The 20,239-nt window shown below is 32.3% G+C and carries 22 protein-coding genes; 14 read left to right on the top strand and 8 right to left on the bottom strand.

The genetic code is table 11. The features are described 5' to 3' along the window. Positions 1-33 precede the first annotated feature (33 nt). The 3 genes from QTL86_RS04205 to QTL86_RS04215 all read left to right on the top strand — a co-directional run bounded on the left by QTL86_RS04205 (position 34) and on the right by QTL86_RS04215 (position 3,903). Complete coding sequence (locus tag QTL86_RS04205) at positions 34-726, top strand: hypothetical protein (RefSeq protein WP_410496598.1); 693 nt, start codon at positions 34-36, stop codon at positions 724-726. Between the two features lie 422 nt (positions 727-1,148). After that, positions 1,149-1,751: a recombinase family protein gene (locus QTL86_RS04210; protein ID WP_410496599.1), complete on the top strand. Its 603-nt coding sequence runs from the start codon at positions 1,149-1,151 to the stop codon at positions 1,749-1,751. A 34-nt stretch (positions 1,752-1,785) separates the two neighbouring features. Further along, complete coding sequence (locus tag QTL86_RS04215; protein WP_410496600.1) at positions 1,786-3,903, top strand: AAA family ATPase; 2,118 nt, start codon at positions 1,786-1,788, stop codon at positions 3,901-3,903. A 345-nt stretch (positions 3,904-4,248) separates the two neighbouring features. Here the strand turns inward: QTL86_RS04215 and QTL86_RS04220 are convergent, their stop codons facing one another. Together QTL86_RS04220 and xerC are read right to left on the bottom strand one after the other, a co-directional pair. Beyond that, the gene (locus QTL86_RS04220; protein ID WP_410497288.1) at positions 4,249-4,446 is read right to left on the bottom strand and encodes a tyrosine-type recombinase/integrase; all 198 of its coding nucleotides are present in this window, start codon (positions 4,444-4,446) and stop codon (positions 4,249-4,251) included. Then, entirely contained in the window at positions 4,430-5,461 is a 1,032-nt protein-coding gene (xerC, locus tag QTL86_RS04225) for a tyrosine recombinase XerC (protein ID WP_410496601.1), read from the bottom strand. Before xerC ends, QTL86_RS04220 begins: the two co-directional genes overlap by 17 nt. Positions 5,462-5,890: 429 nt before the next feature. Here xerC and QTL86_RS04230 point away from each other — a divergent pair, with 429 nt between their 5' ends. The 7 genes from QTL86_RS04230 (at position 5,891) to QTL86_RS04260 (ending at position 11,590) form a co-directional block, all read left to right on the top strand. Further along, positions 5,891-7,651 (top strand): hypothetical protein, encoded by a 1,761-nt coding sequence (locus QTL86_RS04230; protein ID WP_410496602.1) that lies wholly within the window; start codon positions 5,891-5,893, stop codon positions 7,649-7,651. A gap of 17 nt (positions 7,652-7,668) precedes the next feature. Further along, positions 7,669-8,268, top strand: coding sequence for a hypothetical protein (locus QTL86_RS04235; protein WP_410496603.1), 600 nt, complete (start codon positions 7,669-7,671; stop codon positions 8,266-8,268). Between the two features lie 1,076 nt (positions 8,269-9,344). Beyond that, the gene (locus QTL86_RS04240; RefSeq protein ID WP_410496604.1) at positions 9,345-9,629 is read left to right on the top strand and encodes a transposase; all 285 of its coding nucleotides are present in this window, start codon (positions 9,345-9,347) and stop codon (positions 9,627-9,629) included. 8 nt (positions 9,630-9,637) lie between these two features. Continuing rightward, positions 9,638-10,537, top strand: coding sequence for an IS3 family transposase (locus QTL86_RS04245; protein WP_410497289.1), 900 nt, complete (start codon positions 9,638-9,640; stop codon positions 10,535-10,537). Between the two features lie 98 nt (positions 10,538-10,635). Next, complete coding sequence (locus tag QTL86_RS04250; RefSeq protein WP_410496605.1) at positions 10,636-10,971, top strand: hypothetical protein; 336 nt, start codon at positions 10,636-10,638, stop codon at positions 10,969-10,971. A 114-nt stretch (positions 10,972-11,085) separates the two neighbouring features. After that, positions 11,086-11,319 carry a hypothetical protein gene (locus tag QTL86_RS04255; protein WP_410496606.1) on the top strand — a complete coding sequence of 78 codons (234 nt, stop codon included), beginning with the start codon at positions 11,086-11,088 and terminating at the stop codon, positions 11,317-11,319. A 37-nt stretch (positions 11,320-11,356) separates the two neighbouring features. Continuing rightward, a complete protein-coding gene (locus QTL86_RS04260) occupies positions 11,357-11,590 on the top strand; it encodes a hypothetical protein (protein WP_410496607.1) in 234 nt (77 codons plus the stop codon). Positions 11,591-12,176: 586 nt separating this feature from the next. On the opposite strand, the gene QTL86_RS04265 is transcribed toward QTL86_RS04260, so the two are convergent. Continuing rightward, a complete protein-coding gene (locus QTL86_RS04265) occupies positions 12,177-12,959 on the bottom strand; it encodes a PhzF family phenazine biosynthesis protein (RefSeq protein WP_410496608.1) in 783 nt (260 codons plus the stop codon). 305 nt (positions 12,960-13,264) lie between these two features. Between QTL86_RS04265 and QTL86_RS04270 the strand changes: the two genes are divergently transcribed. Beyond that, entirely contained in the window at positions 13,265-13,516 is a 252-nt protein-coding gene (locus QTL86_RS04270; RefSeq protein ID WP_013657606.1) for a hypothetical protein, read from the top strand. A 314-nt stretch (positions 13,517-13,830) separates the two neighbouring features. On the opposite strand, the gene QTL86_RS04275 is transcribed toward QTL86_RS04270, so the two are convergent. Both QTL86_RS04275 and QTL86_RS04280 read right to left on the bottom strand, forming a co-directional pair. Beyond that, entirely contained in the window at positions 13,831-14,100 is a 270-nt protein-coding gene (locus tag QTL86_RS04275; RefSeq protein WP_127067055.1) for a spore coat protein, read from the bottom strand. Between the two features lie 11 nt (positions 14,101-14,111). After that, positions 14,112-14,297: a hypothetical protein gene (locus QTL86_RS04280; protein ID WP_013657604.1), complete on the bottom strand. Its 186-nt coding sequence runs from the start codon at positions 14,295-14,297 to the stop codon at positions 14,112-14,114. A 389-nt stretch (positions 14,298-14,686) separates the two neighbouring features. Between QTL86_RS04280 and QTL86_RS04285 the strand changes: the two genes are divergently transcribed. From QTL86_RS04285 to QTL86_RS04295, 3 genes are all read left to right on the top strand, one after another. Continuing rightward, positions 14,687-15,235 carry a hydrolase gene (locus QTL86_RS04285; RefSeq protein ID WP_410496609.1) on the top strand — a complete coding sequence of 183 codons (549 nt, stop codon included), beginning with the start codon at positions 14,687-14,689 and terminating at the stop codon, positions 15,233-15,235. Positions 15,236-15,248: 13 nt separating this feature from the next. Next, positions 15,249-15,695: a GNAT family N-acetyltransferase gene (locus QTL86_RS04290; RefSeq protein WP_127067054.1), complete on the top strand. Its 447-nt coding sequence runs from the start codon at positions 15,249-15,251 to the stop codon at positions 15,693-15,695. Positions 15,696-15,765: 70 nt separating this feature from the next. After that, entirely contained in the window at positions 15,766-16,422 is a 657-nt protein-coding gene (locus QTL86_RS04295; protein ID WP_127067053.1) for an HAD family hydrolase, read from the top strand. Between the two features lie 189 nt (positions 16,423-16,611). Here QTL86_RS04295 and QTL86_RS04300 read toward each other — a convergent pair whose 3' ends face one another. The 3 genes from QTL86_RS04300 to QTL86_RS04310 all read right to left on the bottom strand — a co-directional run bounded on the left by QTL86_RS04300 (position 16,612) and on the right by QTL86_RS04310 (position 20,008). Further along, a complete protein-coding gene (locus QTL86_RS04300) occupies positions 16,612-17,727 on the bottom strand; it encodes a DEAD/DEAH box helicase (RefSeq protein ID WP_410496610.1) in 1,116 nt (371 codons plus the stop codon). A gap of 170 nt (positions 17,728-17,897) precedes the next feature. Further along, entirely contained in the window at positions 17,898-18,800 is a 903-nt protein-coding gene (locus QTL86_RS04305; RefSeq protein WP_410496611.1) for a superoxide dismutase, read from the bottom strand. Positions 18,801-18,937: 137 nt separating this feature from the next. Then, positions 18,938-20,008: a stalk domain-containing protein gene (locus QTL86_RS04310; protein ID WP_410496612.1), complete on the bottom strand. Its 1,071-nt coding sequence runs from the start codon at positions 20,006-20,008 to the stop codon at positions 18,938-18,940. Between the last annotated feature and the right edge of the window lie 231 nt (positions 20,009-20,239).

Below are 20,239 nucleotides of genomic sequence, written 5' to 3' on the forward strand. Positions count from 1 at the left end.
AGGTAGATTGGATTATATAGGGGGAGAATATAAATGAATGTTGAAGAATTAACCAGACAGTTAATGTTGGAGCAAATTATTAGTACTAAAGTTGAATGGGTTACGCTTGTGATAGGAACTACTTTAGCACTAATAACAGCAGTAGCGGGAGTATACAAGTATTATAAATCCAAAAATGAAGAAGCTAGAACAGAAGTTTTAAAACAAGTATATGCGCCATTATATATGATACTTGTAAGGCAAGAATTATATCGAAAGTTATATATTGAAAGTGTATCTCCAGATGAAGCACCTATATTAGAATTAACTAATAGGCATCAACAGTTAAAAAATAATCAGTTTACAGAAACTGCAGAGAAAATCCTGGATAGAGAAGATTTTATAAATACAATTGATAAAATTAATATAGGACTGGCATCAAGTAAATTAGTTACACTTATAGCAATGTACAAGGATGCAATAAAGCTTGAAGAAGAATTCTCAGAAAAGAAGAATGAAATATTCTGGAAAGCAACTACTATAAAATGTGATATCGAAAAAGACCTTATTAAAGAGATTGTATATCGTTATAACTATATTTATAAAAAACTAGGGTTACATAGAAAAGATAGGCTATGTAAGTGGAGGGTAAATAAAGAAGGGTATTTTTATATTGACTATGATCTAGCGCCAGAGAGAATAGAACAAATAAAAAGGCTAGTTGATGATTCCCCCCCTACTAGTTAAACTGAAATTCAAGCTTACACTCAAGACCACGTGCCCCCAACTATACACATAAAATTCCTAAAATGAAAAATTTATGGTGTATAGAGTAAACAATATTAAAACAAATATAGAGCTATCAATGGGTAGAAAAGAATAATTTGATTTTGAAGGCTATAAAAAAGCCTTTTTTATTAAGTGGAATATAAGAAAAAACGTAGAAAATACGATGATTTTTTATTAGTTAAGTTGTGACTAGTTTGGAGTCTACTAATGTAAAAGAAAACAAATGATTTCGTTGACATTTTTAGGGGATTAAAATATAGCTTATAAAACAAATAAAATAGCAAGAATATGTAAAAGAAAAACGAGTAACCTTTTTGTTGACATTTGGAAAAATATGGGATAATATTATGCTGATAAATGACAAAAGGTGGAAACTAGAAATGACTACATATGGATATGCAAGATGTTCAACAAATGAAAATAAGCAGAATATTAATAGACAGAAGCGAGAACTTAAAGCTTTGGGGTGTGTGGATGAAAAGAATATCTATTGGGAATATGAAAGTGGTACTAAAGTAGATCGAGTAGAGTTAAATAGATTACTGGATCAAGTACAAGAAGGGGATACAATTGTAACAACTGAAGTATCACGTATTACAAGAAGTACAAAGCAGCTATGTCAAATCATTGAAATTGTTAAAGAAAAGCAACTAAAGTTAGTTATTGGTGGTTTTATAGTCGATTGTAGAAATGGTGAACTTGATGCAATGACTGACGGGATGCTTAAGATGATGGGGGTATTTGCTGAAATGGAACGCAATATGATATCTGAACGTGTAAAAAGTGGAATGGCAAATGCTGTAGCTAAAGGAAAAGTAATCGGGAGACCTATTACATCTATTGAAACATTACCTAGTTGCTTTATTAAACATTACCCAAAGTATAAGAATGCACAGATTAATAAAACAGAATTAGCCAGATTATGTGATGTAAGTCGACAGTCTGTGTATAAGTATATATGTATATATGAAGGTAAAAAATAGGATATTAGATTACAAAAGATGGGGGAGATAAATTATGAGGATAGCTATTTCTAATTGTAATAATGTAGATAGTGGAGAAATAGAAATTCAAGAGAACAAATTAAATATTAAGTATGCAATTAATGGTACTGGAAAATCAACAATAGCACATGCAATAGAAAAGAATATGTTAGGAAAGGTTAATGAACTAAGACCATTTAAGTATTTGAATGATAATGAAGAGGTTCATAACCCACAGATACATATAGATGGACAGATTAATAAGGTCTGTATTTTTAATGAAGATTATGTAAATAAGTATGTTTTTAAAAAAGAAGATGTGTTGGAGAATAGCTTCGAAATATTTGTTAGAACAGAACAGTATGATAAGCATATGGAAGAAATAGAAAGATTGATTTCAACAATTGCTAACACGTTTAAAGAAAACCCAGAACTTGATCAGCTAATTAATGATTTGACAGTATTTATTAATAGTTTTGGCAATACCCAGAATGGATATTCAAAATCGGGTGAACTAGGAAAGAGTTTAGGAAAGGGAAATAAATTGCAAAGTATTCCAGATGATCTAAAGGTATATGAGCCATTTCTAAAAGCAACTGGGACAAGCGTTAAGTGGTTGAAATGGCAAGTACAAGGAAAGGAATATCTTGAAATTGCGGAAAAATGTCCATACTGTGTATCTACAATAACAACTCCAAAAGAAACTATTTTAAAAGTAAGCGATGAATATGACACAAAGTATTTGGCACTGTTAAGTAAAATATTGGAGGTATTTGATTCTTTAAAACATTATTTTAATGATTCAACTCAACAAGTGATTGATGGAATTGTTGTTAATACAGATGGTATATCAGATCAACAGGTAGAATATTTAAAAAGTGTAAAAGCTGAGGTGAGTAGCTTAAGAGATTCACTGGTGAAACTAAAGTTTATTGGCTTTAATGCATTAAAAGATGTAGATAGAGTAGTTGTGGAATTAGAAAAGTTAAAGATTAATCTGGATTATTTTCCTAAGATGAATTGTAACTATACGAAAAGTAAAATAGACACTATTAATACATCTTTACAACAAGTAATTGAGCGAGCAGGAGAATTACAAGGTGAAATTGCTAAGCAAAAGAAGGAAATAGCTAAGACAATAGAAAAATATAGTAACAAGATAAATGGTTTCTTAGCTTCAGCAGGGTATAAGTACTTTGTTACTATAGAACAACCTGAAGGTGAAGAACAGTATAAATTAATGCTAAAATTTTTAGAGGGGCAGGAAACAGTAGCAGAAGCTAGAGCATATTTAAGTTATGGAGAGAGAAATGCTTTCGCGTTAGTGTTATTTATGTATCAAGCAATAAAGGAGAAAGCAGATTTTGTTGTATTGGATGACCCAATTTCTTCATTTGACAATAATAAAAAGTATGCTATATTAAACATGCTATTTAGAGGAAAAGATTCTTTCCAAGATAAAACAGTATTGATGTTAACACATGATTTTGAGCCTATAATAGATTCTATATACAACATGGCTCAGTATTTTCAACCTAAACCAGTAGCGGCATATTTAGCCAATATTAATGGACAGATTGAGGAAAAGAAGATTGAGAAGAATGATATAAAATCTTTTCTAGAAATTTGTGGGGACAATATGGAGCAGTCACAAGATATTTTACATAAGCTAATATATTATCGTAGATTTTTAGAAATTACGCAATCTAAGGGACTAGAATGGCAATTAGTTTCTAATGTATTTCATAAAGGCCGTGATAAGCCAATATACCAGCCTGATAATAGTGAACCAAAGAGAGAAATGACACAAGATGAGTTTGAAATTGCTCAAAGCAATATTAGGCATTCAATACCAGAGTTTGATTATAATAAAATATATAGAAGAATAAAAGATAGAGATGAGTTAATTGCTGCATACAACTCTTGCAAAAGTGGATATGAAAAGGTACAAATATATAGAATAATGCATGATGGTGACATGGAAAAAGGTAGTGCAATAAAGAAGTACATAGATGAAAGTTTTCATGTACAGAATGATTTTTTATTTCAGTTAAATCCTAGAGAGTATAAAATTGTACCTCAATATATTCTGGATTTTTGTGATAAGAGCGTTGAAGAAGAACAAGTTAAGCAAGAAGTGGTCAATGAATAATACATAATATAACTGCAAATTTTACTGCAAATAAATTTAAATAAATACCCATGATCTAAAGTGAATAATGAAAAAGAAGAAATAAAAATAAGCTCTTAAATGCTTGAAAACCCTAGCTTGCCATTGATTATCAATAGTTTGAGAAAAATACTTTTTTCACCCTCTCACGGTGAAATCATGGGTTCGATTCCCGTATGGGTCATAAAATGTATAGCTAAAGTTTAGAGTATCAATAGATACAAGTTTTAGCTATTTTTATTTTTAACTTGCAATAGGTCAAAAAATTGCAACCGACTTGCAACGTCATATCAAGCAACATAAAAAATAGGCTCTGTTATACAGGGCCTAACCAAGTATTTTATTTAAACATTGAACTTCATTAGTCATTTTTTCTGGCATTACATGAGTGTATATATTCATAGTGGTAGCTATGTCTTTATGGCCTAATAATGCTTGTACGGTTTTAAGTGGTACATTATTTTCAAATAGTCTAGTTGCATAGGTGTGTCTTAGGGAATGAAAGTTTCTATAAGGCAGACCTATTTTTTTTTAAGTGCCTGGTGTATGATCTGGTTAAATTGCAAGTATCAAAGTAGTTACCGTATTCGCTGCAGAATACTAGATTATAGTCAGTATATAAATCACCATACTTTAACTTTTCCTTACTTTGTTCCGTCTTATGCTGCTTTAATGCCTTTACTAAAGTCTTAGGTATCGGGATTGTCCTAACACTTGTTTCTGTTTTAGGGGTATGCTCTATAACTCCCCATTCACGAGTACCATCACTTTTAACTTTAGCTATATTAGAGACTGCCCTTTTTATACTAATGGTTTCTTTCTTGAAGTCAATATCTTCCCATTTTAAGCCTATGATTTCACCTAGGCGAAGACCACAACCTAAAGCAGTTAAATATAAAGGTTTGTTTCTATTTCCTTCTAGAGAAGCAATAAGAGTCTTTTGCTCAGTTTCTGAAAAGCACTTAATAACTTCATCATCTTTCTTTTCTGCCTTTGGAAGTGTTACCAGGTCGCAATAGTTTCTCATAACAAGTCCCTGTTTTAAAGCTAGGTTCATGCTAGTGCCTAAGTGTTTATTGACTGTTCTTATGATATTAGCTCGTGTTCCACTTTCTAAGAGCTCTTTGTAATAGGATTGTAAGTGTGTTGCCCTAAGGTCAGAAAGCTTTATAGAACCTATTGTGGAGTCTTTAATATAGTTTCTGTATAAGCTATCGTATTTTGTAAATGTAGTATCTTTTAGATCATGTACCCTAAAGTCAAATAGCCAAGTATGTAACCATGTTTCTACTGTATAGGCATTATCCTTTTCGAGTAGGCCATTATCAAGCTTGTGCTTACAATCATTCATTCGCTTAACAACATCTTGTTTCTTATAACCACAGAAAGACTTTCTAATGAGCTTTCCATCTTCATCAGTACCAACTGTAAGGGTAGCTTTATAATACGTCTTACCGTTCTTTGTAGTGGTATAGATGGTACCTTCACCGTTGGCTTTACTTCTAGGTTTTCTTTTCTTCTTTGGCTGTTCTTCAGACATCTACTCACCTTCTTTTGATAATTCAATTATTCCTATTAAAAATGCCTTGAATGCATTTGAATCCATTAATTTAAGCATTTTGTACTCGTTAGAGTTTAAGATGTTAACGTTATGAAAGTGGCAGAGGTTTTTAAATGATTTTAAAATTTCTTCGAACTTCAAGAAGATGATAAGGATAAAAAAGAACAACTTAAGGCTATACAGGAAGAACTTATTGACTCATATGGACTAGAAGCAAGTGGAATTGATATTGTAAACGGTAAGTATAGCGAACAAATAGAGTTACTCAACAAGTTAAAGGAAAAGAAAAAAGTTGATGCTGGAATAGCATTAGGCCAAGAATTAATAGACTCTAAAGATGAATTAGACAAATTAGCAAAAAGTAGTTGGTTTTCTGCTGGCTCAAGTAATTTGGGTGGAAACAAAAATATGGAGGCATGGGGTAAAGCTCTATCTGAGGTAAGCAAAGAATACAAGGCTTTAATAGAAATATCTTCATACAATGGTAATGGTATTCAGATGAAATTTGACTCTGCAGATGCAGAACATTATAAAGATTTATTAGGAGAAATCGTTCAGAATGCTAGAAAATATGGAATAGATAACACTGGGTTGTATGACAAATTATATACTGAGTGGTCTAATCTAGGTGAAGTACTTGAAAGGTATTCACAAGCGCAATATGAAGCTTTTAATTTTGAGTATTCTAATCAACTTAAAGAAGTTAAACAGCAGTTAGAGTTACAAAAAGTGGTAGAATATACAGAAGAACAATCAAAAGCTATTAAAATGATGTTTGGACAGTCTATATTAAACATGGATACTGAATATCAAGAATTTGTGGCAGACATGCTTAAATCTTTGCCAATTGTAGGAAAAGCTATGAATGATAATTTAAATCCTAAAGGTGTTGCTGACGGACTAGAAGTTCTCGAAGAAGAGGCAGATGAATTAGCTAAACGACTAGAAGAAATCTTCGGAAAAACTGAAACCTATTCGGGTAAACTGGATGAACTCGAAAAAGTAATACAAAAGGTCAAAGAAGGCAATGAATTAAGCGCAGATGAAATCATCAATCTTACTAGGCAATACCCAGAATTAGAGGCATGTATTGATAGCACAACAGGTAAATACACTTTAGAAGCTTCTGCATTAGAAAAGGTTAAAGATGGACTTACAACCTCTACTAAACAGCAACTAGAGAATGAAGCATCAAAGACAAAACAAGTAATGTCTCAAACGCAAGCTAGAATTAAGTTGTACTTGCAAGAGGTCAAAGCTCAGCAAGCATTAAGCGGCTTGAAGTTTAATGATGATGGTTCAATTCAAGACTCGGGTGCATTTACATATAAAATGTCTCAAAGCAAAGAACTTCAAGATATGTATAACGAGTACAGCAACAACCTTGTCGAGTTTAAGAAGATCCAAGAAGAGATTAAAAATATAGATATTGTAACAGCCAATGTGGGTTCCGGAAGTTCTTCTAGTGGAAAAGACAAAGATAGTCCTTTAAATAAGGCGATTGAAGCATTTGAGAAAAGTAGAAAAATAGGTCAAGTAGGCCTTAGTGAAGAAATGGCCCAACTCGAAAAGATTAAAGCAGCCTATGCTTCTACCGCAGAAGAAAAAGTGGATATTGAAGAGTATATGTACAACAACTACCTTGACATCATGGAGAGAAAGAGAAGCTTAGGCCAACTTTCTTATGATGAGGAAATAAAAATGTTTGAAGAAGCCTTGAATAAATATACTTTTAATGAGTATCAAAAGGCAGAAATCTCTTCTAAATTACTTGATACTAAAATTGAGAAATCTAAAGAATGGGTTGAACAAGAAAAGTATTACAATAGACTGTCTTTGGATGAAGAGAAAAAAGCTTATGAACGTATTGCAGAGTACTCTAAACAATCTGCAGAATACAAGAAAGAAATGGCTAAGGAGATTTATAGAGTAGAGAAAGAACTAGCTGAACAGCAAGAGGAGCTTGAGAAAAAGAAACAAGAAGCTGTTAAAAAGACTGTAGAAGCTAATATTAAAGCTAAAGAAGAAGAGTACAACAAGACTATTGCAATGATAGATGAAGAGTGCAATAGAAAAGTTGAAGCTTACCAGGCCAAATTGATGCTTTACAGGAGCAATACGATAAGGAAGAAGAGTTACAAAAGCAAAAAGAGTATGATGAAAAGATAGCTGATTTGGAAGAGCGTATGAAGAACGCTAGGACTCAAGAAGAATTTGAAAAACTAGCAGAGGAACTTAATGATACACAGCAGGCTAAGAGAGATTACACAAGAAAGCAACAGCTTAAGAGTGACAAGGTATTATTACAGGATAAAATAGATCAAGCCAAGAATGAAGCTGATATTGCCAAAAACCTTGAAAAGGAAAAACTAGCTGCCTATAAAGAGACTCAAAATAAAATGTTAGAGGAATCTACAACTATTCAAACAAGTATCACGGAAATGTTAAAGAAACAGTTAGAAGAAAGAGATAATGCTTTTTTAAATAGCCTAAGGATACAACTAGAAGGGGTTAATGCTTTACGAAGTGCATTTAGTGGCTTAAGCTTAGGTGATGTAGGAGGTATTGCTAGTGGTATAAGCGGAATGACATTAGCTGCCGCCTCTAGCAAGCTTCAAGCCACATCTGGTAACAATTATAATACGTCTTCTTATAGCACTAATAATAATACAAATGCAAATATGACAGTGACAAATGTCGTTAAAAATCCTAGTGATATTAGCAAGATTATGAACCAATTAACAGCATTCATGCAACAGTTAAATAGGGCAAAAGGAATACGATAAGACTCAAACCTATCATTCAAGCTAAGGCTAAGGAAAGACAAATAAGAAAACCCATAGAATCTGTTACGCAGAAATCTGCTGAACAAAAATCTAAATCACAAGAGACTAGAGGCAAACTAGCTAAACTAGCAGGAGTATCCCACAACACTATAGAAAAAGTATCAAATAGAGGTAAGGCTTAGGCTTTACCTTTTCTTCCTCTTAAAATGAATTTTTATGTAAGAGAAAATATGATACAAACTATCAGACATAATAAAAGACATAATAGAGATGATTCAATAATGATAGATTGTATATTTTTGCACCTATATGATTCATATGTACGAAAAGATATATGAATTAACAGTCCTATTGTAACTAATAGCGCAGAGAGCATTCCCCCTAAAGAGAGAGCAAACAGTACATTTCCAATAAGTACACATATAAGTGCAATGATTTCAATGAAAAGTTCCAGTTTATTATTCATAGCAAGGCTCCAATCTTTAATATCATAAAAATTATTTATACTTTTTTCTTAATAGGAATGCCACTAACATAATAAAAGCCCATGCCCCTATTAAGTAGAATGTAAAATTATCACCAAATATCTTTAAAGAGGGAAATAGAAAATTGAGTAATAGAAAGGAAAAATACCAAATTATTAATTGTAAACATGATAAAATATACTCTCTTTTGGGAGCACCTTCAGCAAATATTTTATATAAATTTTTAAGAACTGTTAAGAGTATTAGAAAACCCATAAAAAATATATTTTCCAAAATAATTCCTCCGTTTTTAGATACAGTATAGCATGAAAGAATATTTTAAAAAATAAGAATTGTATATGCAAGATTAGGTAAAGAGAAAAAAGTAGATTTGTTTTAAGAGCATAAGCAAGCAATTTCGAATTTTATAATATAAATAGATAACTTATATAAGAAGATGTATAATACTTTGAAAAATGTATTGAAGCACAATGAGATTTTACACAATAAAAAAGTTTCTATGGAGTTAGAATATAAATAGCACAAGATAAATTGAGAAAGTTCCTTATTGGTATTAAAATAATAATCATATTAAGCAAAGGGGACTTTATCATGGCAAAAGCACACAATAAAGAGTTTAAGGAAAATGCTATTAAGTACTACCAAGAACATCAGGATTTAGGTGTATTGGGTTGTGCAAAAAATCTAGGTATTGGACAATCAACATTGTCAAGATGGCTAAGTGAAGTCAAAGATACTGGTGAAGTTCAGTATCGTGGTTCTGGTAATTATGCAAGTGATGACAAGAAAGAAATTGCTCGTTTAAAGCGTCAATTAAGAGATGCTGAAGATGCACTTGATGTACTAAAAAAAGCTATCAGCATTCTGGGAAAATAACTGAAGCGATTTATCTAGAAGTCAAACATAAAACTGAAGAAACTCAGAAAAAACGCCGCGTTTCTGTTAGCGGGATGCTGTTATATTTAGGCGTTTCAAGATCAGGATATAATGCTTGGTTAAAACGTAAACCATCTAAACAAGCTAAGCGTAAACACGTTATTAAGGCTAGAATCAAAGAAATCTATGATGATTCCTATCAAAATTATGGCGCACCAAAAATCACAAAAGTACTTCAAAAATCAGGTGAAAAAATATCAGAACGTACTATTGGTAAATATATGAAAGAAATGCATATTAAGGCACAATATATTAAACCATATACTGTAACTACTAGGGATTATGATTTTAGCGCTATACTTAATAATGTTTTAAATGAAAACTTTAATCCTGATGGGCCAAATACCGCTTGGTGTACTGATATAACTTACATATGGACAATAGATGGATTCGTATATTTGACGAGTATTATGGATCTGTTTTCTCGTAAAATTATAGCCTGGACTTTATCTCAAAGCTTAGAAGTATCTTGTGTTATTAAAACAATCAATAAAGCAAAAGCTAGAAGAAAACTAGAAAATCCTTTAATTATTTATAGTGATCGCGGCAGCCAGTATGTATCAAAAGAATATAAAAAAGCAACATTAAAAATGCAGACAAGTTATTCTAAGAAGGCCTATCCATGGGATAATGCCTGTATAGAGTCCTTTCATGCACTCATCAAAAGAGAATGGCTCAATCGCTTTAAAATAAGAGATTATGAGCACGCCTACACCCTTGTTTTTGAGTACATCGAAGCATTCTATAATACAGTAAGAATACATAGTCATTGTGATTACATTTCACCAAATCAGTTTGAAAAATTATATAGGCAAATTCAAAAAGTAAATGTTACCAAAGTAAGTTAAATCATAGGAAAACTTCTCATTTTAATTTGTGCTTTTTCTTGACATAGTACCAAGTTAAAGATGATAATGAAGAATCAAAGGATAAATTATATAAGATAATGTGTGTTGATTTCATAGATAATAGACCAAGCAAAAATAACAGCATGCTAAGATCTATTAAGATGATAATAAATGCAGGAGATTATTTTGTACTTTTGGTATTTATATTTATAATACCTACTATTAGTTTGTTAGCCTTTATTCCTATAATACAAAGCTCTTTTGCTAATGCGATATTTTTAATTGCTATGATTATTGGGATGATTATTCTATTTAGGATTGTTGTAGCAAATATAAAAGATAATACATATTCCTTAAATAGAAAAAATGTTAGTAAGTTAATAGATAAAAAGCTTAAAGAATATAAGAACTTAGGTGAAGATTTATTTTGTTAAATTTAACAGGATGAGAGGAGATAATATGGGATTGTAGAAACGTTTTTTGATGATTTAAAGAAGAGCATTAATGAAACACTTAGAGATACTATAAGAGAACTTATACAGCAGGAGATGACAGATAAGTGGCTTAGCAAAAAGCAACTCGCTGAGTATTGGGGAGTAAGTGCTAAATGGATAGAAAATCGTTTAGATGAAATACCCCATTCAGAGACATTTCCTTGGAGATTTAAAAAGTCGCTTGCTGACCAATGGAGAATGGGAGAACTTAAACGAATAGAGGTTGAAAAGATGAATAAGGTAAGTATCAAAAATTATAAAAGTGATAATTTTAGAGTGGGACAGTGATATAGCTACAGGTGTAAAAAGTAAGGAGATTGAGAATATGGCTAAAAAGAAGTTTGATGAAAATAATTGGACTATAAATAGATATATAAATGATATTCCAATAGAAGAGTTTTCAGAAGAAGAAAAAGAAATACTATTTACTCGTATGATGATTGATGCAGTACATTCAATAGGATTGGAATTTGAGCATGAAAATGAGGAAGAAGATAATTTATTAAGCATTAAGGCATCAGAAATAATAGATAGACATAGCAAGGGATTAAGTGAATGATTTAAATTTATGCAAATACTTAGGAAGCTGAAATATGGACTATTGGCTATAAATTCAGTGCCTGATCATAGTATAAAAACTTGCAACCGAACTTGCAACCTCTAAAAAAATGGTATAAAACAAGATATAAGTGAATATTGAAAAACGCGTAAAAACATTGAAAATACGACATTCTAGTAAATAGTGATCTTCTGCTGATAAATACTGATTTTAACGGTGAAATCATGGGTTCGATTCCCGTATGGGTCATAAAAGTAAAGTCCTAAACGTTCATAATCAATAGATTAGCGTTTAGGGCTTTTTAATTTTAGAGTGTAACAGAACAGAAATGTGTAGTAAAAAATTAAATTTATGCATTAAAAAATGCTTAGAAAAATACTAGTAAGCTTTTCTAAGCAGAGTATAAAAACCTTTAGGATTTGATTTTACTACAATGTTATGAAGTAATTATATATGGTGTAAATGAAATGTGTCATTAAAAACAGTAATCTCTTAATTATGGGGGCAAAAACGAGAAAATCTAGTATATTGTATGCAAGAGTATATTGCATGGTTCGTATTGTGAAAAATTATAACTAAGTGGTCTCTATAGGATTATATCGCCAGCAAGGTAGCAAATGGCCTTACCGCTTATATTTACTCTTTCTCCTAAATACTCGCAAATTAATGACCCACCTCGTTGAGATAGCTGTTTTGCTACCATTTTTGATTTGTTGAGTCGTTTGCTCCAAAATGGTATTAGTGTACTATGTGCAGAGCCTGTTACTGGGTCTTCATTAATCCCTGCATTTGGTGCAAAAAACCTTGATACAAAATCGCAGCTATCTCCCTTCGCGGTGACAATCACAGCAAAGGAAATATCTTTGCTCATTTCAGCCAGCATATTGATATTTACATCTAGGTTTACAACTGTAGCTTCATTTTCTACTAAAACAAGTAAGTCTCTTGATAAATGAGTCTCCAGTACATGACAGTTTAGTGCCTTTTCTAAAAAAGGGATTATCTCTATTGGCTGAGGCATTCGGCTGGGGAAGTTCATAGTATACATGTCGTTATTGCGGGTAACAGATAGGAGTCCACTTTTGGTCTCAAAACTGATATGTGTTAATGCAGGATCAACATAATTCATAACTACAAATGCGGTTGCCAGTGTTGCATGGCCACATAAATCAATTTCGACTTCAGGTGTAAACCAGCGTAAGTGGTACGAACCTTCTGTATGTAATAAAAACGCAGTTTCTGCAAGATTGTTTTCAAAAGCTATTTTTTGCATCAAAGCATCTGGAATTTCGCTATCAAGCAGACAAACCCCAGCTGGATTGCCTTTAAAAAGTTGGCTAGCAAACGCATCAATTACATAATACTTCATAATTCTCTTCACCCCTTATTTTTAATTATTTTTACATTTAATTTAACAATTGTAAAATTAATTATATTTTACTAATTCTAATATTTCGGTATATATCTGTCAAATAAAAAGGCACATCATTGTCAAAGTTCTCGCACATCTTTGTTTCTATTCAAGCACTAAATGCATACTTTTTGTAGTTTTATATATAGGTCCATTTTACAAAGAAACCAGTATCTTGACGATATATTTATAGGGGTATAATATTTAACTAAAGCTAAATAAATAATTAAATGAGTAAATAGAGATTAGAAAAGGAGAAGGATATGCTAGAATTCAGATATGATACACAACTATTGATTGAAGGAAAAAATCTTGATGAAGATAAGATCAATGATTATTTTAATCATCATTTAAAGGGAGACTGCCTACTAGCAGTAGGAGATGAAGAACTCATTAAAATTCATTACCATACCAATGAACCTTGGGAAGTGTTAGAATACTGTGCTTCACTTGGTGAAATTTATGATATTGTCATTGAAGATATGGAAAGACAGTCAAAAGGTCTACAGGGTTAACCCTTTTGAATGATTATAAATACCTAAAGCATAAAAGGATAGATTAATGCTAGTTGTAAGACAAGTGTTTGCCCTAGTTTAATGAGTAAAAACTAGATAATTGATTATCTATATCAGCTATAATAACATAAAAAATAAAAATACTGCACAGGGTAGGAATGGTCAAGCATTCATTTGTATATCATAAGGTTTTAGAAGATATACAGATGAACGCTTATTTTTTTAATAGTCTAAGGAGCATAATAACCAGTAATTTATGTGGAATAACTCAAAACATAGATTACTGGTTATTTATAAAGGTTTATGAGAGTTTGTTATTTTGATGCTTTATATTCGCAAGAATGTGTTTGTTTTGCTTCATCAATTTTTGCTTGTTCAGCTGGAGGTGTTGGGTAAAAACCAGCTGCATGCATTGTATTAAATACCTGGAATTGGATATCATGTTCTTCACTAAGAATACTTAAAAAGGTATTTCTAAGATCTGGATGTGCACATTCATTAGCGAAAGTATTATAATTATTTGTTTCTGTTTTCTGCGCATCTAGTGCATCTGTTAGAAGCTCTTTATCTCCGTAATTAGTCATAAGTGTCTCCTTTATTGTAGATATTCATATATAGAATTAAAATGTTGTTGATGCTTATTAGAAATATCAGTGAATTGTGTTTTGAGTTCAGCATTAGTTGTAGAATCTGCTAATAGTTGAAATTTTTTTACTAAATGTGACTCTCCTGCTAGTAACTCGTTAATTGCAGATAGTTCTTTTGCAGTTAATTGCGCCATAATGGACCTCCTTTATATTATTAATAATTTTAATATGTGAAAGAACTAAAAAAAATATTCATGAGATTTTTTAGCAGATGCAATCATACTACATACTAATAAAGAGGGACAGCAACTTGTTTATGTATCTCGTAGGAACATTTTTGATATCTTTCAAGAGTCTTGAGCAAAAATGCACTTATCCAGTAATGTATACACGTTACTTGGAGGAGTGATTTTTTATTTGATTATCAGAGTCTATATAGAATAAAAAATTGAATCCTTACATGAAATAATATAAAATGAGTTAAAACTTATCTTTAACTTTTAGTGGCATAAAGCGTGTTTAATACTTAATAAATAAAGTAGACTTAATGAATTTAATGAAATACAAACAGGAGATGGTAAAGATGGTAACAAGAGAAGAGGCATGGAATCTTTTGACAGAGTACAATAAGGAGGCATTTCATCTAGAGCATGCGGAGATTGTGGAACTAACAATGAAATATTTTGCACGAAAATTAGGTTATGGTGAGGAAGAGACATTTTGGGGAATTGTAGGGCTTTTACATGATCTCGATTTTGAACAATACCCAGAAGAACATTGTATCAAAGAACAAGAAATCATGAGAGCACATGGAATTGATGAAAGAATTATTCATGCTACAGCAAGCCATGGCTATGGGATAACGGTTGATATAAAGCCAGAACATGAAATGGAAAAAGTACTTTATGCAGTAGATGAGTTAACAGGACTGATTGGGGCTGCGGTTTTGATGAGACCTTCAAAAAGCATTCAAGACTTAGAACTCAAGTCTGTAAAGAAAAAATTTAAAAGTAAGGGTTTTGCAGCGGGATGTTCAAGAGAGGTCATTGAAAGAGGGGCAGAGATGCTGGGTTGGACATTAGATGAGCTGATTGAACAGACGATAGAGGCTTTAAAGACTTTTCAAGATTAAGAGGAGAATTAAGATGGCTAAAAAACTAAATATTGTTAAACTTGAGAAGGATAAGCTGGATGCTTGTGTAGATTTATTTATAGAGACCTTTTCAAAAGCACCATGGAATGATGTGTATGAATCTAGAAATCAAGTGGTTACATTCTTTGAAAATCATATGGATAATAATTATTTTGTGGGTTATGTTGGAATAATAGATGATGAGGTGGTTGCATTAAGTGTTGGTATGAAGAAGCCTTGGATTAACGGGATGGAGTATTACATTGACGAATTTTGTGTCAGTACAAAGTGGCAGGGACAGGGTATTGGAAGTGTATTTATTAGTTTAATTGAAGTCGATATAAAAGCCCAGGGGATGAATGGCATGATGTTAAATACAGAAAAAAACTATCCTTCAAGGACATTTTATGAAAAAAATGGTTTCAGTGTAATAGAAGATCTGATTATTCTTGTAAAATAAAATCAAAGTGATAAGTAAAGAAAGGAAGAGCTTACAAAGGTCTAGATAAAAGTATTGAGGAGGAAGATGAATGTATCAGAGTATATTATTTGATTTAGATGGAACACTTACTGACCCTAAGGAAGGGATTACTAAATGCGTTCAATATGCTTTAAAACATTTCAATATAGAAGAAAATGATTTAAATCACTTGACTTGTTTTATAGGACCACCATTACAGCACTCTTTTATGACATTCTATGGCTTAGATGAAGCACAAGCTAAAGTGGCTGTTGAAAAATATAGGGAAAGATTTAGCACTATTGGTTTATTTGAAAATGGTGTTTATAAAGGTATTAAAGAAATGTTAGAAGCCCTAAGGAAACAGGGAAAGAAACTTGCTGTGGCAACTTCTAAACCCTATATCTATGCTGAAAAAATACTAGAAAATTATCACCTTAAACAATATTTTGAGGTGATAGTCGGAAGCGAATTGGATGGTACACGAAGTAATAAGGCTGAGGTTATACAAGAAGTATTTAAGCAATTAAAGTTAAATGAGGAAGATAAGTATGAGACCATTATGGTGGGAGACAGAAAACAGGATATACTAGGTGCAAAGGCATGTCATATTCATTCTATTGGTGTTAAATTTGGATATGCAGAAGAGGGTGAATTAGAATTAGCTGGAGCAGATTACATAGTTAATAATGTAATGAATCTACAAGAATTTCTGTTACATCATTAACTCATATAGAAAACTAAGATGTGATAGTATTGATATGGCTAGGTCTATTATGATTGAATAGGATATAACAAAACACGACATGAGTTGGCTTTAGCAAGTTAACTCATGTCGTGTTTTTATAATTTTATAAGAAGCTAATGTGACTATTTGCTAGATCAATTGATTTTATGGCACTTTTTCGTTAGGTAATTAAAGTATATCTTGAAGTATGCGACGTGGGATTTTAAAGCGGATATGTGCTTCGATTTCAGATACTTCTTTTTCGTTTTTTGGAGCCATAAACATGCAAGTGTAGCCATCATTTCCGGCACGTCCTGTACGTCCAATACGATGAATATAGGCTTCGGGTGTTTCAGGTACATCATAGTTATAAATATGGGTGACACCCGAGATGTCAAGACCACGAGCAGCAACATCCGTAGCTATAAGGTATTGAATATCACCTTTTTTAAAGCTTTTCATGATGCGCTCTCTTTTGGATTGTAAAATATCGCTATGAAGCCTTACGCAGTTATAGTCTTTATCTTTCATAGCTTCATAAAGCACTTCAACACGGCGTTTGGTGCGGCAGAAGATAATAGCCATATAAGGATTATCTTCGCTTAATACCTGAAGAAGAGCAGCTTGTTTATGACGATCAGTGGTCTCTACAATTTCTTGATGGATGGCTTCAATAGTTATTTTCTTTTTAGCAATCGTTACAGTTGTAGGAGAAGAAGTATAGCGGTAAGCAAGTTTTTTAACTGGTGCATCCATGGTAGCTGAAAAACATAAGGTTTGACGCTTTTTAGGAAGCTGCTTAGTGATACTTTCTACGTCATTTTTAAAGCCCATTAAAAGCATCTGGTCGGCTTCATCTAAAACAAAGGTAGCGGTTTTGCTTAAATCAATACTTTTTCTGCCAATGTGGTCTAGTAAACGTCCTGGCGTAGCAATAACTAAATGAACAGGTTTTCCTAATTTCTTTAGCTGCATAGCTGTATCTTGTCCACCATAAATAGGTAGAATGCCGATGGCCTTAGCTTCAGCTAACTTTTTTGCTTCTTGGGTGATTTGAATAGCAAGCTCTCTTGTAGGAGATAAAACAAGGGCTTGGATGTTAGGGCTTTTAGAAGAAAGCTTTTCAAAAAGAGGAAGTAAAAAAGCTAATGTTTTACCTGTACCTGTTTGTGCCTCACCAATGACATCCTTTCCTGATAAAATAAGGGGGATTGTTTGTTCTTGAATAGGGGTTGGCATTGTGATACCTGATTTTTTTAAGTGATTTATCATTTCAGGGGAAATCCCTAGTGTTTTAAAATTCATAGTTATGACCTTTCATCTCATCTTTATACTATGTAACATCATATCATGTTTTGATAGATAGGGACAAGGCGCTAAAAAAAATTGTATTGAAAAAAGTATGATGTGAGAGAGACTGCTAGAAATAAGAAGCATGATTACCCTCTGATTTCTAGCAGAAATAAAGTATCAGATTATTGTGAGGTACTAGTGGGGAGATTTAAGCTAGCTAGAGCAGCATCATAACGTTCACCTAGACGATCCCAGTTAATGACGTTAAAGAAGTCACTAATATAATTACCACGTTTATTTTGATGTTTGAGATAATAAGCATGTTCCCAAACGTCAATAGGTAAAAGAGGAACGCCACGAAGCGGAATAGGGGTCGTTTGATTGCCGGTGGTTACAATTTGTAATCTACCGTAAGGATTTAATATAAGCCATGCATAACCAGAACCAAATACACTTAAGGCAGCTAAAGTAAGCGCTGCTTTAAAGTTATCAAAAGTACCAAATTGGGTTTCAATAGCTGTTTTTAACTGTCCCGTTGGTTCGGAATTTGTAGGTGGACCTATGAGTTTCCAAGTAAGAGAGTGATTATAATGGCCGCCAGCGTTATTAATAACTTGTGTTTGAATATCACTAGGTAAGCGGTCAGAAAAAAGTAAAAGCTCTTCTAGAGTATAAGCATAAAACTCAGGGTAACGTGACAAAGCCGCATTTAAGTTATTAACATAGGTACGATGATGTCCGTCATGATGGACACGCATGGTTGCTTCGTCAATATATGGTTCTAAAGCATTATAGTTATATTCCAAGGGAGGTAGTTCAAAAGGACCAGTGGAAGCAGGTATATCAGTAGCTTCATCTGCTTGATAAAGCGTATTAAGCATGGCTAATTCACTTGAGCTAACCATAGGTACTTTGGTTATAGGGGCCTGAGGTGGAGTTGTTGTTGTTTCACGATTAGGCTGTGCACACGTAGGTGTACGAAGCAACTGTTTTTGCTGGCAAGCATATTTATACGAAGCGGCTACTTTTTTCTGATGAGCAGTCGTTGCTGTAGAAAGTAAAAATAAACTCATAAGATTATTCATAATAAGACATCCTTTTAATGTAATATTTTACATTACTATAATATTATGGTGGAAATGTTTTGGGCACTAAAAAACCGAGTAAAACTTAAAACGAAAAATACTGTTTTAGTTTTTACTCGGTTTTAAAAGCTAAATTTTTAAGAAGTGATAGTATGTGCACCTAAATCTACAATATAATTAATTTTTCCTGGTGTAATATGTTTATAGATAGTGACCGTATAAGTATGTGTTTGATCTAAAAGGTGATCTGAGTACACTGTATAAGTAATAGAGTCTGAACGTCCCATTTGAACTGTTGTAATGGGAGAAAAGTGAATATCATCTTTTAAATCATAGGTATCTCTGTAATTTTCATAAAGTGCCCTCATAATCATGACATCCAAGGATTTGTTAATATCAATAGCGGTAGTATGGCTATTTGGATTATAGGTGGGCCATAAACATTCATATACCATATCTGTATGATTAAATTTTACTCTAATACCATTATTTTCTGATGTTACTTTTAGAGGATAGGTTGTTAAACTATTGCAAGTTGGTGTTTCATTTAGTAGGTCGAGATTTCTAAAAGTTACCTCTAATTCAGGTAAAGAACCAATCACCTTATTTAATCCTGCAAGGATATCCTTTTTATAGGAACTGCTTGCGAAACTTAAATATTGATTATATTTAATGGCTGTTTTAATAAGTGGCTGGCTATCCTCCTTTAGAAGTGGTGTAAAAATATCCTCTAATTTTGTATAGTCGGTAGATAAAGTTGTATGAGAGGTATAGGTATCTGTTGATGTTGAATAAGGTAAGAGTGAAGTTAATTCAAATTGGGTTAAATCAGAAGACAAAGTGTAAGGATAATCAGCTAATTTTAAAAAGCTAATGGGAACATAAAGTACATCATTAACTGTAAAAGGTGCAATATTAAGAGTTTGTTGCTTTTGATTAACCTTTACAATTTTACTTTTGGTCGTAAGTTCTAAAGTTGTTTTTGGGAGTGACCAAAGGTAAGTATTATTGCTACTTTTGCTGTATGTAGAATAGGTCATATTAACCAAATCATCTAGCGATAAAAAAAGATTTTTTTGAGAGATGATCGGTGCATAAGTAGGTTTATAAGTGATACCATTAAGTATAAGCTTACAAGAGGTATTCGCTTGAAGAGGTATAACAAGCATCATAAGAAGTAATAAGAAACTAATGAGTTTGTTTTTCATAAAATACCACCTTTCCATGGTCTACTATATCATAAATGTTACAAAGGGTAAATAAATAGAAATAATACGTAATATAAAAGTAATAATTATAAAGGTAAATCTTGTTTATTATATGACAAAGAGCATGGTATTAGTCCTAAAGGAGGACAATACCATGCTCTTTATATGAAAGACTATTTTAGCAGTAGGTCCATGTAGGCCTTTGGCATGAACAGCGACTGTAGTATCTTC

This window comes from Cellulosilyticum sp. ST5 (assembly GCF_046529625.1).
GTDB classification, from domain to species: Bacteria; Bacillota; Clostridia; order Lachnospirales; family Cellulosilyticaceae; genus Cellulosilyticum; species Cellulosilyticum lentocellum.